Below are 13,505 nucleotides of genomic sequence, written 5' to 3'. Positions count from 1 at the left end.
TTCCTTGTTTCTTGATTTCGGGGTGGACGGTCACATGCTGCTGAATGAGTAGGGCGTGCGCTGGATCAGGCTGGGAGTCAGGATAAGGTGCCGCTCCGGGGCGGTTTCCTCATCCCCCTCGGCAAGCTGGTGTGCGAGTACGGAGATCAGGTGCCGGGCTGCGTCTTCCGTGGGCTGTGCAACGCTGGAAAGCCCGACGGCGGCGGCAACCGGGGTGTCGTCGAAGCCGATGACAGCGGGAGACCCGTGACTGGGCAGCAACTGCCTCATCTTCGCCGCTGCGCCAAGGGCGAGTGAGTCACTGGCACAGACGACGGCGGTGGCGCCCTTACCAACAAGGCGTTCGGCACCCTGCGCTCCAGCGGGGACGCCGTCGTCGGCCCGGATGTCGAGATTCTCGGTGGGAAGTCCCGCCGACCCCATCGCACGGTTCCAGCCGGCACGGCGGTCATCGCCGGCGCCCGAGCCCTCGGGCCAGCCGAGGAAGCCGACCGCGGTGTGTCCCTGGTCGACCAGGACGCGCGTAGCCTGTTCGGTGCCCGCACCGCCGTCGACATCCACCCAGGGGTGGCGGGACTCGAACGGGTCCTCGACGCTGCTCCAGGGGCGGCCGAACGCGGCGAAGGGCACCCCGCTCTCGAGGAGCCAGGCGGTGCGATCATCCCCGTGGTGGGTGCCGGTGAGGACGAAGCCGTCAAGGTCAGCGACTTTGAGGAGATCCTCGTACTGGCGGATCTCCTCGGCGTCGGAGTCCGCGCAGAACAGGGTGAGCCGGTAACCCTCCTGCTGGGCGGCTTCGGTGAGCGCGTGCAGGAAGCGGTCCAGGATGGAGCCGTTGATCCCGTCCACCACCGGCATCATGCGGATGCCGAGGTTCATCGACCGGCGGGTGCGCAGCTGGCGGGCGGCCGCGCTGGGACGGTAGCCGCTCTCCATGATGGCGTTCTGCACGCGCAAGCGGGTCTCCGGCTTCACCCGGTGCGGGGCGTTGATCACGTTGGACACGGTTTGCCGCGAGACACCGAGGGAGTCAGCCAGGCTGACGAGCGTGGTTTTTGCCATGCTGTTTCCTTCCGCCTTCGATTGGTTACTGGTTTACAGAATATGAACGTTCAAATATGATGTCAATCACTAATTTGAACGATCTAATAACGACGACGGCGCTAAGCTCGAGGCAACGCCCACCTGTCCGTTATGGAATGAGGAGCACCTTACGTGGCGTATCTACAGCCTTTCCTGCACAACCTCACCGGCGTCTTCAGTGCTCCTGTCCAGGCGTGGGCTGATCCGTATGGCCAGATTCGGAGCAACGGAGCGCAGGGCATCCACTGCGGAGATGATCGCGTGATCCGCTCCGCGGTGCTCACCGTCAACGGCGAGGAACCGGACTGGGTTTCCACTCAGGTGCGCTCTGCCCAACAGGTCGATTACCTGCACTTCGTCCGGGTCCAGTCACAGGTGGCCGATCCGCTGATGTACCTCACCCGCACCCGCACTGCGGACGCCAGCGGCATCTCCGAACAGCTGCGGATTGAATCCGCGTACAACTTCCTGGTCCGCCTTGAGGTGCAGCTTGTCCTCGAGGCAGACAACACGCCCATGGAGCAGGTGAAGTCCGGCGTGACCGGTGGCCCGGTCACGGTGACCGGGCCACAGTGGAACTGGCGCAATGAGGCCACTACCGCCTCCCTCGAGGCACCCAGCGCGCACACTGATTACGACGACGGCCGCATCGCCCTGACCTGGAACGTGGACGTGGAGCCCGGCGCCGTCGTCGTACTCCCCTGGCGGCTTTCAGTGTCGGACACGAGCGCGCCGATGGTGGCGCCGCGCGGACCGGGACTTTCGGTTCCGGCTGTCTCCGGGCTCGCTGGCCGGCGGCTGATGGAACGCTCGATCTCTGACCTGAACGGTTTGCGCATGGCAACCGCCGCCCACCCGGATGATGCGTTCCTGGCCGCAGGGGCTCCATGGTTCTTCACGATGTTCGGGCGGGATTCGCTGATCGCTGCACGCCTGCTGCTGCCGGTGGACATCCGGTTGGCAGGCAGCACGCTGCGCGCCCTCGCTGCGCGCCAAGGTGACTCCACCGATCCTGAAACCGCCGAACAGCCCGGCAAGATCCTTCATGAGGTGCGCCGCAGCACGCTCTCCTTCAGTGAGGGCGGCTCGGGGGTATCCCTGCCACCGGTGTACTTCGGCACCATCGACGCCACTCCCCTGTGGATCTGCCTGCTGCACGATGCCTGGCGGGCCGGGCTTCCGGCGTCGGAAGTCGAGGGTTTACTCGACCAGCTCGACGCGGCGCTCGTCTGGTTGCGCGACCACGGCGATTCCGACGGCGACGGCTTCCTTGAGTACCAGGACGAAAGCGGGCATGGGCTGGCGAACCAGGGGTGGAAGGATTCCGGGGACTCGATCCGCTGGCATGACGGCTCGCTCGCTGACGGGCCGATTGCCCTTGCCGAGGTGCAGGCGTACGCGTACGAGGCTGCGATGGGCGGGGCTGCGCTGCTCGACGCGTTCGGCCGGCCCGGTGGAGATGACTGGCGCGGGTACGCGGAGAAACTGCAGCTGCGGTTCCGTGAGGCGTTCTGGTGCACGGATTCCTTTGGCCCTTACCCTGCGATTGCGTTGGACGCTTCCAAGCGAGCGGTCGACGGCGTCACCAGCAACATGGGCCACCTCCTTGGCACGGGCATTCTCAACGAGGAGGAGCAGGCACAGGTGGTCCGCCGGCTCATGGATCCCACAATGTTCTCCGGTTACGGCATCCGCACGGTATCCACCACGAACGGCGGGTTCTGGCCCACCCGGTACCACGCCGGTTCGGTGTGGAGCCATGACACCGGCATGATCATCAGCGGCCTACTGAAGGACGGGTTCGCGGAAGAGGCGTCCGTGGTCGCAACTGGTCTGCTCCGTGCTGCTGAAGGATTCGACTGGCGGCTGCCCGAGCTCTTCTCGGGGCATTCGGCGGAAGACATGTGGCCGCCGGTGCCCTACCCGGCGTCGTGCCGTCCGCAGGCGTGGGCGGCGGCGTCGGCGGTGCCGATCGCGCAGGCGCTCGGGGCGCTCTTCTAGGCATCGATTCTCCAATAGGTGACCGTTTGAGCGCTCAAACGGTCACCTATTGAAGAGTCGATTTAGAGGAGGGCGTGGCGGAAGACCCAGAGGTTCCTTTCGGTCCCGTCGAAGCTCCAGTCCCGCTCGGGCACCCGCTCGAACCCGAGCGATTCGTAAAGCCGGTGCGCGGGCACCATATAGGAGGCGCTGGTGAGCACGACGGCGTCAATCCCGTCGAGAGCGCGGGCCCGGCCCAGGATCCACTCCACCATTGCACAGCCCACACCATTGCCCTGCGCAGCCGGATCCACCGCGAGCATCCGGAACTCGAGCTCCTTCTCCCGGGCGACCTCGGTGTACGGCTCCCCCGCACCGGTGAGCATGACGGTGCCGGTTGGTCCGCCGTCGTAATCGGCCAGCCAGACCTGAGCCGACTCGGCCCGGCGCTCAACGTCAGCGAGAATCCGCAGGTAAGGGTGCGCCTCATCGACGTGCCCCGCGGCCAGGTACGCATCGAGCGTGATCCGGCGAACCACGTCGAAATTTTCCCTGCACGCCAACCGGAACGAGAGCTTCGCTTTCAGTGCAGTGCTCAAGAAGCGCCCTCAATGTACCGTACGAGCGGCGCCAGATCCGGCTGCGAGGACAACTGCCCCACTGCATCGGCGCCCACCGCGTTGGCCACGGTCAACGCTTCCTCGTCGGCGAGGCCGTCCCGCAATGCCAATACCAGCGCTGCGCAGAAGGCGTCGCCGGCGCCGATGGTGTTGACCACCTTGGCCTTCCGCCCGGGAGCCCGGGCGGCGAGCCGGCCGTCCCGATACAGTGCAGAACCTTCGGCGCCGTAGGTCACCGCCACGAGCTTCGCGGAGGCCAGTTCCGGGATGAGCTCGTACTCGGTTTCGTTCACGATCACGAGGTCGCAGCGCTCCACCAGCTCCGCAGGAAGGGATTGCGCCGGAGCAGCGTTCAACGCGAAAAAGCCCGGATGGCTGCGGGACGCTTCAACCACGACGTCGACGCCGATCTCCAGTTGGCACAGGAGCACCTGGTCCTCGGCGAAGTCGACGCCGTCAACGGAGACCTCGCTATTGGCGCCCGGGCAGACGACAATCTGGTTCTCCCCCTTCGCATCCACCACGATCAACGCGGTTCCGGTCGGCGAGCTGCGGCGTGCCACCTTCGCGGTTTCCACCCCCGCGGAGGCGAGGGAATCGAGCATCAGGCGGCCGGCGTCGTCGTCGCCCACTGCACCGATAAGCTGCGCCGATCCGGCGAGCCTCGCGGCAGCAACCGCCTGGTTGGCACCCTTGCCGCCGGGCTGCTGCGTGAGCGTCCCGTCACCGATGGTCTCACCGGCGGTCGGCAGGCGTTCGGCTGTGGCGATGATGTCGAGGTTGATGCTGCCGAGCACGGTCAGCCTGGGGTTGGTCATGGGGATTCCTTGGGGGTTGAAGCGTCAGGAGGGTTGAAGCGTCAGGAGGGTTGAAACGTCAGGACTGCCGGATGGCCAGCTGGCCGGCCCGAGCGGGGATCAGGCACTTGGCCAGGTAGAACGGTGCGCCGGCGCGGCGGACGTACTGGGTGAGGACCAGGACGGAATCGGATGGTCGCAGGGCCAGCAGCTTCGCACGGCTTGGACCCACTACGGTGAGTCCGATCTCGCAGTTGCCCGGCCCGAGCGCCGAGCCGAGGTCATTCTTGAGGGCAGCGAACATCGTCGTCGTGCCGGATGAGTCCTCCGGCAGGTTGTGACCGGTGGAGATGTGCTCCTGGAGGTGCGCGATTTCCTCACCGTCCCGGGAGATGACGGTCTCCCACAGGAGACCTTCCTCGTCCGGCCGGACCCCGATTCCGGGTGCAATGAACTCCGACGCAGGCTGCCGGACTTCCTGGATCCGCTTCAGGGACAGGCTATGGCCGGGTGCGTCGAAGAGTTCCTCGAAGGGCTGAAGATGCTCGATTCCGAGGCGGGGCAGGGACTCGCAGACAAACCGCCCCACTCCCCGCTTGGCCCGGACCAGTCCGTCCTCTTCCAGCAGCATGAGGGCTTCCCGGATGACCGTCCGGCTGACCTCCATCGCCGTACCCAGTTCCGTTTCGGTGGGTAGCAGCGAGCCGGCGCGGAGTACGCCCGTCCGGATCGCCTCGGCGATGCGGGAGTAGGCGGCCACGCGGAGCGGCAAGCCCGGCCCGGCATTGAGCGGACCGGCCAGCGGATTTTCTGCAGAGTTCATCGGTGGCCCCAGTTCGTCGAAGGTACTGAGATATTACGCGATTTTCACCACACGTTGTACTTGCGCGTCATACATGGTTGTATAACAACTCGTATCTGAGTGACACGCCCTGATCGAAACAAAGGAGTTTGCCGTGCTCACACCACCCTCGGCGTCGCCGGTGGCCGAAGAAGCCCCACCAACACGACGAAGCCCGAAAGCCTCCATCCTCATCACGACGCTCCTCCTCGGCGTCCTCTCCTTCCAGCTCAACGCGAGCATGGTCACCCCCGCACTTCCGCAGATCGGTGCAGATTTCGACGCCGATTCCGCCGCCGTGGCACAGGTCCAGTCCATGTTCTTCCTCGCGGGTGCGATCTCCGGGCCCATCATGGGCAGGTGGAGCGACTTCCTCGGCCGCCGCCGCGCCCTGCTGTTGGTACTAGGCGTAATGGCAGCCGGTACCGTGCTCTGCCTGCTGGCCCCAACACTTCCGCTGCTGATCGTCGGCCGCTTCCTGCAGGGCGTATCCAGCGCAATCTTCGCCCTGGCCTACATCGTCCTGCGTGAGAACCTTGACTCCCGCATGTTCGGAACCTCCGTGGGCATCCTCGCCGCGGTCAACGGCGGGGTTGCCGGCTTCGACGGCTACCTGGGCGGGCTCATGACCGAGGCGTTCGGTTTCCGCTCGATCTTCCTCGTTGTGCTGGGTCTCACCGCGATCGCGGCCGTCTGCATCCTGGCCGTCGTCCCTGGCGGGCGGACGCCGTCGTCGTCGACCGGGCGCATGGACTGGTGGGGCGCGGCGTTCCTCTCCGTGTTCCTGGTGTGCCTGAGCTACTTCGTGACCACTGGATCCGCCGCGGGATGGGCCTCGGTCCAGACGCTCCTGCTGGGCGGGGCGACCGCCGCCGCCTTCGCATGCTTCTACTTCCTGGAAAAGCGCAGGTCTTCGCCGCTGATCGCCGTGCATCACCTCCGTTCACGGAATGTATGGACCGTCATCGCCACTACAGTGCTCACACTGACCGGCATCTTTGCGATCATGAACTTCACGGTGGTGCTCCTCAGCCAGGATGCCGAGAACGGCTTCGGCCTGACCGCCTCACTTTCGGCACTGCTGTTCCTGACGCCGGCTGCGCTGATCGGCGTCTTCGCGGCTCCCCTGGCGGGCTGGCTGACCAGCAGGACGGGGTGGATCAAGACCCTGCGCATCGGCACCGCCATGAGCCTGGCGTGCGCCATCGCAGCCGCCCTGTTCGCCGATAACCAATGGGCGGTCCTAGCGGCCGTGGCAGCACTGGGCATCTTCTACAACGGGTTCTTCCTCACCGCGGTCAACGGGCTCTCGGTGCTGCTCTCGCCCAAGGATGCCCCTGGCGCCCTGCCCGGACTCAACGGTGCCTCCTTCGGCACGGGGGCGAGCCTCGGCGTAGCGCTTGTGGCCCCGTTCGCTGGCCTCGGCACCGAAGGCGGCTACGCCGTCGCGCTCTGGATTTCCGTCGGGGTCACAGCTGCGGCTTTCCTGGTCAGCCTGCTGGTACCCGCCCCCCGCGAAGATTCCCAGAAAGGAACACTATGAACTCTCCTGCGAAGTTACCGTTCTTCCTCGATTGCGACACCGGGATCGACGATGCGCTCGCCCTCGCCTACCTGCTCGCCACACCGTCCGTTGACCTTTGCGGCATCGGCACGGTGAGCGGAAACGTCTCGGCGGCGGCGGGAGCTGAGAACACGTTGAAGCTGCTTTCCCTGGCCGGCTTTTCCACGATCCCGGTGGCGGTTGGTCTACATCATCCGCAGTCCGGCGAGTTCGGCGGCGGTGCGCCGCACGTCCACGGGCACGACGGCGTGGGCGGGGTCTTCCTTCCCGCTTCCGGATCAGCGGTGATCACCGAAACGGCGGCCGAGATGCTGGTCCGCCTTGCGCACGAGCACGCCGGTTCGCTGCGGGTGCTGGCAATCGGGCCGTTGACGAACATCGCCGAAGCGCTACGCCTGGAGCCGCGCCTGCCGGAACTGGTCGCGGAGATCACCGTCATGGGTGGCGCCGCGCTGGTCCCCGGCAACATCAGCGCCGTGGCAGAGGCGAACATCGGCAACGATCCGGAGGCTGCGCGGGAGGTCTTTGCGGCGCCCTGGAGCATCACCCTGGTGCCGCTGGATGTCACCATGTCCAACGCCCTGGAGGAGGAACACGCTGCCCGGTTGCTCGCTTCACCCTCGCCGCTGGTCAGTGCGTTGGGCGAGATGTTGGCGCACTACAGCGGCTTCTACGAGGGAATATTCGGGCGGCGCTGCTGTGCAATGCACGATCCCCTTGCGGCCGCGATCGCCGTCGGAAGTGTGGCGCTGCGAACCGCCCCGGTGGTTTCCGTGGACGTCGACACCACCGCCGGGCCCGGCCGCGGACAAACGGTGTGCGACCTCCGCGGACAGTATCTCGGCTACCCGGTGCAGACCGGGGCGCATTGCCGCGTGGTGCTTGAGCTTGAGGAGCAGTTCGCGCCGCACCTGGTGGAGCGGCTGCTGGGGTTGGCGCCTGGCCTCGCCGCCGTGCAAGCGCCCGCTGCCGTCTGACGCCGTTCAGGCGCTCAGGCGTTCAGGCGTTCAGGCGTTCAGGCGTTCACCGAGGAAACTGCCCGCACGTTCAGGACTGCCGGTTCGAACCGGCGCTCCTGAACCTGCGGGCAGTTTCTATTCCGGTCGCGACGAAGAAGGGCAGAGCCTCGCAAACAAACCGTAGGCAAGGACCGCCCGAAGTGGGACAGTAAGGCATGAGATTGCCACGTGTGGTCGTCCCGATAGGCGTGCTTCTGACGGTCGCCGCATGCTCGGCTGATAACCCGTCGTCGCCGGAGGACTTCGGACCCGCGGCCTACTACATCTCGGATGAAGGAGGCGGCATGGACGCCCTGCTCACCGGGACCCTGACACTGGAAGACGGATGCCTGTACGTTGTGGACGAACGCGGCTCGGAAATACTCCCCGTCTTCCCGAGCACCAAAACGTCCTGGGCGGATGGAGAGCTCCGGTTGCCCTCGGGCACGTACGCGCCGGGAGACACCATTCGCCTCGGAGGCGGAATCGCGCCAGGAGGACTGCCGGAGGCAATCCTCCCGGAGACATGCCGCCAAACAGAGCATTGGATCGTGGCGGACACTCCGTAGCAGGGCGCACCCTGCGACCATGCCGGTTGTCGTCGGGCCCGGCCAGCCGGCCAGCCGTCCAGCGTAGAAACTGCCCGCGCGTTCAGGGCTGCCGGTTCGAACCGGCGTTCCTGAACCTACGGGCAGTTTCTATTCCGGCGGTCCGGATGCGCAATGCAACGCACCGGCTCGAGCCGCATCTGGTCCCGGCCACGGGCGGGCGCCACGAGGCTCAGGACGCCTTTCCGGCCTCCCGCTCGTCGAGCACGTCCTCACCCGGGCCGCTGAAATTCTCACGACGGCGCTCCGCTTCCGGTGAACCGGTGAAGAGGCGCCCGTCGCGCGGTTGGTGGCCGGCGCCGTCGTCGTTCGCGGTGTGGGGAGCCGAGGAAGAATATGACGACGACGCCGTCACCGCCTCCCAGCGCTGGCGCGGCAAAGCGTCCGGGAACCGGGTCTGGATGAAGCCCACCATCTTCTCGCGGACAAGGCACTGCAAGTCCCAGATAGCACCGCTGTCTGCTGCGCTGACGAGGATCCGCGCGCGCACAACGCCGTCGGTGGCCTGAGTGATCTGGAGGGTGCCGGTGCGGCCGTCCCAGAGGTCGGAGGCGTCGAGGATCTCGCGGAGATGGCTGCGCATCTGCTCAATCGGCACACGCCAGTCAAGGTCCAGTTCCACGGTGCCCAGCAGCTCGGAGCGGCGCCGCGTCCAGTTCTCGAACGGCGTCGACGTGAAGTACGTGGACGGCAGAATGAGGCGCCGCTCATCCCAGGCCTGAACCACCACGTAGGTCATGGTGATCTCCTCGATGGTGCCCATCTCGCCCTCGACGAGCACGACGTCGTCCACCCGGATGGCATCTGTGAACGCCAACTGCACACCGGCGAAGACGTTGCTCAGTGAACTCTGTACCGCCAGGCCGGCCACGATCGAAATCAGGCCTGCGGAGGCGAGAATGCCGGCGCCGAGCGCCCGCACCTCATCGATCGTCAACAGCACACTCGCCAGCGCCAGCGTGATGATCACGGCCACGGCCACGCGCCGTGCAAGCATGATCTGCGTCTTGAGCCGCTGGCCGCGCCGATAATCCTTGGACGAGTTCTCGTAATGCCGGAGCACCACCGTTTCGATGATCGAAAGCACGGCCACCAGCAGCCACGCCAGCGCGAAGATCAGCGCCAGGACCAGCACGTAGTCAACCGGCGGGAACCACGGGGTATCCCTCGCGGTTGCGCCGAGCGCAATCCGGATGCCCAGGACGGCGAGCACCGCCTGCAGCGGACCCCGTGCCTTCCGCGTCACTTCCTGGATTTTGGGGACCTTGCGCAGGGCGCGCGTGGCGACCTTGCGCAGGATCCAGCCCAGTACGACGGCGGCAAGCACCGCGCCCGCGGTGGCAAGGATGGGAGCAATCGCCTCAAGAAAGTCCATGGTTCTACCGTCTCAGAAGCACCCGGGGGTACGTCCAACCGGGCGCCAATCGTCTGAGAGACAATTCACTTGGCGAGCCGAACCTAACCGCCCGCACCTGCGCGGCCTGCAGTCCGGAATGTCGCCCGCCACGGATAGGTTGGCAACTATGAGAGACACAGAGCGGACGCCAGAGCCTTCTGCGGTCGACGTTGTGCCCAGCAGCACCGAGTGGTGGGAGATCGTGGCGGATTTCGGCCCGTTGGCCATACTGGCCGCCGCCCTCATTACCGCTTATTTCGCGCATAAGAACTTGTTGCATCGCCGCGAATCGGAGCAGCGCTCTGAATGGTGGCACCGCGCCCAATGGGCGCTGGATTGCATCACCTCCGAGAACACTGCGCGCAAGAAGCATGGACTCGCGGTGCTTGGTCACTTGGCAAAGAGCGACCTGGCTGGAAAGGAGGAGTCCGAGATGCTCCAGACGGCGTGGCAAATCATCCTCGACCCGCCCAACCGTGGACGATGGCGCGGGCGTAGGAGACAATGATGTTACAACTGCAACGGCAGAGGAGGTCAACCATGAGCGACACGCTTCACGACCGTAAGGCGAAGGCGGCTAAGCGCACTGCGCAAAAGGCCGCGAAGACGCAGGAAGATGAGCAGGTTCAGATCCTCGCCGCCCGACTTCGAGTCACCACGGACAGCAAGTTGAACAAGCCCACCCCTGAATGGGTGAGGGAGCTCGCTGAGAAGCCGCTTTAATCAGGGTTGCTACGCCCCACCGAGAGGTCTGGAGGCGCAGCGTCGTCGCGCTCGTTCGCGGGTAACCGGCGGATCCGTTGTTTACCTGCTCCGGATGCAGGTTCGGCCCAACCCCGTTCGCAGAAAGACAACGAATCCGTTGCGAAGCTGCGGCGGCCACCCAGACTAGTACAGGAAGATCGCGAACCACTCGCGGTTGTGCGCGTGCAGCAGTACAAGGAACAGCACAAAGTCGAAGAGCAGGTGCACGCTGACGATGTAACTGAGCGACTTCGTCTTCGAGAAGATCCAGGCCTGAATCAGCGCGAACGGGTAGATCAGGAACGGCCCCCAAGCGTGGAAACCGAGCTCCCACAGGAAGGACGTAAACAGGACCGCCTGCAACATATTCGCCTGCCAGTCCGGCAGGTGGCGCCGCAGCAGCGTGAACGCCGTGCAGATGAAGAACAGCTCATCCCAGATGCCCAGGACGTTGGTCCCGAGGAACAGCCGCGCGATGGTGTCCGCATCCGACGCGGCGGGCCAGTTTTCATACACACCCGTAGGGATCATGTAGACGGGCAGCAGGAAATACCCGATAACGACGACGGCGAGCAGGTACCAGCGCTCGGTCCGGGTCCACTTCTGGCCGGTAAGGACGGGGAAGCGGATCGCGTGGTCCTTGAATACGAACCTCGAGAGCAGGTAAGGCACCGCCACTGCGAGGATCATCGCGGCGCCCATGATGGTCATGTGGCTGAAGCTGATGTCCGTGGTGATGGGTACGGCACTGATGATCGCCAGCCCGATGGCCAGCAGTGAGAGGTCCTTGAACAGCGCCCGGCCGGAGAAATTTGCCACTACCAGCGCCGCGACGAGCACGGCATAACCGATCAGCCGCTGCTCCAGCGCGAACATCGTAAACCCGGACACGGAAACAAGGGCGGCAGAGATTACCGGCAACACCCGGGGGCGGGCGTCGATGCTCGCCGTTTCAATCATGCTTCGAGCTTACGCCTGATGCGGGCGGCGCGCTCGCCGGCCAGTGCCATGTTAGTGTCATTTCCATCCACACGGGTGTCCCATTGCAGGGGCTGAGATCAGGCTGACGCAGCCTGCGACCGTTGAACCTGTCCGGGTAATGCCGGCGAAGGAAGTAGGAGTCCTTTGAGCGCACTAGATTCGCATTCGCTGTCCCATGTCTACGACCAGGAGCATGCCCTTGCCGTGCCGGTGACGGAGATTGCCCTCGCCGATTCGCCCAACGGCGTGCCGAACCCTCCGCTGCGGGTCTACCGGACAGCCGGACCGGGCAGCGATCCCACCATTGGCCTGGCCCCACTGCGGAAACCCTGGATCCGGGGACGCAACGACGTCGAAAAGTATCGCGGACGCGAACGCAACCTGGTCGACGACGGCAAATCGGCCGTGCGCCGCGGCCGCGCCTCCGCTGAGTGGAAGGGCGCTCGTCCGAAACCGCTGCGAGGTCGCAAGGGCAAGCGCGTCACGCAGATGCACTACGCGCGTCTTGGCATCATCACCGAGGAGATGCGGTTCGTCGCGCTTCGTGAGAACTGCGATGTTGAACTGGTGCGCTCCGAACTGGCCGCGGGCAGGGCGATCATCCCGAACAACGTTAACCACCCCGAGTCCGAGCCGATGATCATCGGCAAGGCGTTCCTCGTGAAGATCAACGCAAACATCGGCAACTCGGCGGTCACCAGCTCCATCGCCGAGGAGGTCAGCAAGATGCAGTGGGCCACCCAGTGGGGTGCCGACACCGTCATGGACCTCTCCACCGGGGACGACATCCACACCACGCGCGAGTGGATCATCCGGAACTCCCCCGTGCCGATCGGGACCGTGCCCATCTACCAGGCGCTGGAGAAGGTCAACGGCGAAGCCAACGAGCTCACTTGGGAGATCTTCCGCGACACCGTACTTGAACAGTGCGAGCAGGGCGTGGATTACATGACCATCCACGCCGGCGTCCTGCTGCGCTACGTCCCGCTGACGGCACAGCGGGTCACCGGGATCGTATCCCGCGGCGGCTCGATCATGGCCGGATGGTGCCTGGCACATCACCAGGAGAACTTCCTGTACACGCACTTCGACGAGCTGTGCGAGATTTTCGCCCGGTACGACGTCGCGTTCTCCCTGGGCGACGGGCTGCGGCCCGGTTCCATCGCCGACGCGAACGACGCCGCACAGTTCGCCGAACTGGACACCCTTGCCGAACTCACGAAGCGCGCCTGGAAGTACGACGTCCAGGTCATGGTTGAAGGGCCTGGCCACATCCCGTTCCACCTCGTCCGCGAGAACGTCGAACGGCAACAGGAACTGTGCGACGGCGCTCCCTTCTATACGCTCGGGCCGCTGGTCACGGACGTTGCACCCGGCTACGACCACATCACCTCGGCGATCGGCGCCACGGAGATCGCCCGGTACGGCACAGCGATGCTCTGCTACGTCACACCGAAGGAGCACCTCGGTCTGCCCAACCGCGACGATGTGAAGACCGGGGTCATCACCTACAAGATCGCCGCCCACGCGGCAGACCTCGCGAAGGGCCACCCGGGCGCACAGGAACGCGACGACGCCCTGTCGAAGGCACGGTTCGAGTTCCGTTGGCGCGATCAGTTCGCGTTATCGCTGGATCCGGACACCGCCGAGGAATTCCACGACGAGACCCTGCCGGCCGAACCCGCCAAAACCGCGCATTTCTGCTCCATGTGCGGTCCCAAGTTCTGCTCAATGCGCATCTCCCAGGACATCCGCGACCAGTTCGGGGCCTCTTTCGAACCGGGAGACGCACAGGCCGCCATCGCCGGCATGGCTGCGAAATCCGAGGAGTTCCGTGCTGCCGGCGGGCAGGTCTATCTCCCTGACCCTGTGCTGCTGCCCACCCGCTAACCC

At 65.3% G+C, this 13,505-nt stretch carries 13 protein-coding genes and 1 riboswitch; of the genes, 7 read left to right on the top strand and 6 right to left on the bottom strand.

Annotated elements, in window-relative coordinates; all coding sequences use genetic code 11:
* Positions 1–30 precede the first annotated feature (30 nt).
* On the bottom strand, positions 31–1,062 hold the full coding sequence (locus tag ACX80C_RS05065; protein WP_459325177.1) for a LacI family DNA-binding transcriptional regulator: 1,032 nt from the start codon (positions 1,060–1,062) through the stop codon (positions 31–33).
* A gap of 153 nt (positions 1,063–1,215) precedes the next feature.
* Here ACX80C_RS05065 and ACX80C_RS05060 point away from each other — a divergent pair, with 153 nt between their 5' ends.
* The gene (locus ACX80C_RS05060; protein ID WP_459325176.1) at positions 1,216–3,084 is read left to right on the top strand and encodes a glycogen debranching N-terminal domain-containing protein; all 1,869 of its coding nucleotides are present in this window, start codon (positions 1,216–1,218) and stop codon (positions 3,082–3,084) included.
* A 62-nt stretch (positions 3,085–3,146) separates the two neighbouring features.
* Here ACX80C_RS05060 and ACX80C_RS05055 read toward each other — a convergent pair whose 3' ends face one another.
* Genes ACX80C_RS05055 through ACX80C_RS05045 form a run of 3 tightly spaced genes read right to left on the bottom strand, consistent with a single transcriptional unit; the run spans position 3,147 to position 5,303 of the window.
* A complete protein-coding gene (locus tag ACX80C_RS05055) occupies positions 3,147–3,662 on the bottom strand; it encodes a GNAT family N-acetyltransferase (RefSeq protein ID WP_459325175.1) in 516 nt (171 codons plus the stop codon).
* The gene (locus ACX80C_RS05050) at positions 3,659–4,501 is read right to left on the bottom strand and encodes a ribokinase (protein WP_459325174.1); all 843 of its coding nucleotides are present in this window, start codon (positions 4,499–4,501) and stop codon (positions 3,659–3,661) included. Before ACX80C_RS05050 ends, ACX80C_RS05055 begins: the two co-directional genes overlap by 4 nt.
* A 58-nt stretch (positions 4,502–4,559) precedes the next feature.
* Positions 4,560–5,303: a GntR family transcriptional regulator gene (locus ACX80C_RS05045; protein WP_459325173.1), complete on the bottom strand. Its 744-nt coding sequence runs from the start codon at positions 5,301–5,303 to the stop codon at positions 4,560–4,562.
* 160 nt (positions 5,304–5,463) lie between these two features.
* Here ACX80C_RS05045 and ACX80C_RS05040 point away from each other — a divergent pair, with 160 nt between their 5' ends.
* The 3 genes from ACX80C_RS05040 (at position 5,464) to ACX80C_RS05030 (ending at position 8,452) form a co-directional block, all read left to right on the top strand.
* Positions 5,464–6,864, top strand: a complete 1,401-nt coding sequence (locus ACX80C_RS05040; RefSeq protein WP_459325471.1) for an MFS transporter — start codon at positions 5,464–5,466, stop codon at positions 6,862–6,864.
* Positions 6,861–7,862, top strand: a complete 1,002-nt coding sequence (locus ACX80C_RS05035) for a nucleoside hydrolase (protein WP_459325172.1) — start codon at positions 6,861–6,863, stop codon at positions 7,860–7,862. Before ACX80C_RS05040 ends, ACX80C_RS05035 begins: the two co-directional genes overlap by 4 nt.
* 197 nt (positions 7,863–8,059) lie before the next feature.
* Positions 8,060–8,452, top strand: a complete 393-nt coding sequence (locus ACX80C_RS05030) for a hypothetical protein (RefSeq protein ID WP_459325171.1) — start codon at positions 8,060–8,062, stop codon at positions 8,450–8,452.
* 211 nt (positions 8,453–8,663) lie between these two features.
* Here the strand turns inward: ACX80C_RS05030 and ACX80C_RS05025 are convergent, their stop codons facing one another.
* Positions 8,664–9,866 carry a mechanosensitive ion channel family protein gene (locus ACX80C_RS05025; protein WP_459325170.1) on the bottom strand — a complete coding sequence of 401 codons (1,203 nt, stop codon included), beginning with the start codon at positions 9,864–9,866 and terminating at the stop codon, positions 8,664–8,666.
* A gap of 148 nt (positions 9,867–10,014) precedes the next feature.
* Between ACX80C_RS05025 and ACX80C_RS05020 the strand changes: the two genes are divergently transcribed.
* Positions 10,015–10,395 (top strand): hypothetical protein, encoded by a 381-nt coding sequence (locus ACX80C_RS05020; protein ID WP_459325168.1) that lies wholly within the window; start codon positions 10,015–10,017, stop codon positions 10,393–10,395.
* 32 nt (positions 10,396–10,427) lie between these two features.
* Positions 10,428–10,610 carry a hypothetical protein gene (locus tag ACX80C_RS05015; protein ID WP_459325167.1) on the top strand — a complete coding sequence of 61 codons (183 nt, stop codon included), beginning with the start codon at positions 10,428–10,430 and terminating at the stop codon, positions 10,608–10,610.
* A gap of 165 nt (positions 10,611–10,775) precedes the next feature.
* Here ACX80C_RS05015 and ACX80C_RS05010 read toward each other — a convergent pair whose 3' ends face one another.
* Positions 10,776–11,591, bottom strand: coding sequence for a CPBP family glutamic-type intramembrane protease (locus ACX80C_RS05010; RefSeq protein WP_459325166.1), 816 nt, complete (start codon positions 11,589–11,591; stop codon positions 10,776–10,778).
* 61 nt (positions 11,592–11,652) lie between these two features.
* Positions 11,653–11,762, top strand: a riboswitch (TPP riboswitch).
* Between ACX80C_RS05010 and thiC the strand changes: the two genes are divergently transcribed.
* The gene (thiC, locus tag ACX80C_RS05005; RefSeq protein ID WP_459325164.1) at positions 11,757–13,502 is read left to right on the top strand and encodes a phosphomethylpyrimidine synthase ThiC; all 1,746 of its coding nucleotides are present in this window, start codon (positions 11,757–11,759) and stop codon (positions 13,500–13,502) included. (Overlaps the previous riboswitch by 6 nt.)
* Positions 13,503–13,505 lie beyond the last annotated feature (3 nt).

It is taken from the genome of Arthrobacter tecti, assembly GCF_054511355.1.
Note: the sequence above shows the minus strand (reverse complement) of the source record. Positions and strands in the feature narration are given on the sequence as shown.

Bases quoted from the DNA above. Each gene is read 5' to 3' on its own strand.
- ACX80C_RS05030 (WP_459325171.1), top strand. From the start codon at position 8,060: ATGAGATTGCCACGTGTGGTCGTCCCGATAGGCGTGCTTCTGACGGTC.
- ACX80C_RS05025 (WP_459325170.1), bottom strand. From the start codon at position 9,866: ATGGACTTTCTTGAGGCGATTGCTCCCATCCTTGCCACCGCGGGCGCG.
- ACX80C_RS05020 (WP_459325168.1), top strand. From the start codon at position 10,015: ATGAGAGACACAGAGCGGACGCCAGAGCCTTCTGCGGTCGACGTTGTG.
- ACX80C_RS05065 (WP_459325177.1), bottom strand. From the start codon at position 1,062: ATGGCAAAAACCACGCTCGTCAGCCTGGCTGACTCCCTCGGTGTCTCG.
- ACX80C_RS05015 (WP_459325167.1), top strand. From the start codon at position 10,428: ATGAGCGACACGCTTCACGACCGTAAGGCGAAGGCGGCTAAGCGCACT.
- ACX80C_RS05045 (WP_459325173.1), bottom strand. From the start codon at position 5,303: ATGAACTCTGCAGAAAATCCGCTGGCCGGTCCGCTCAATGCCGGGCCG.
- ACX80C_RS05050 (WP_459325174.1), bottom strand. From the start codon at position 4,501: ATGACCAACCCCAGGCTGACCGTGCTCGGCAGCATCAACCTCGACATC.
- ACX80C_RS05035 (WP_459325172.1), top strand. From the start codon at position 6,861: ATGAACTCTCCTGCGAAGTTACCGTTCTTCCTCGATTGCGACACCGGG.
- ACX80C_RS05010 (WP_459325166.1), bottom strand. From the start codon at position 11,591: ATGATTGAAACGGCGAGCATCGACGCCCGCCCCCGGGTGTTGCCGGTA.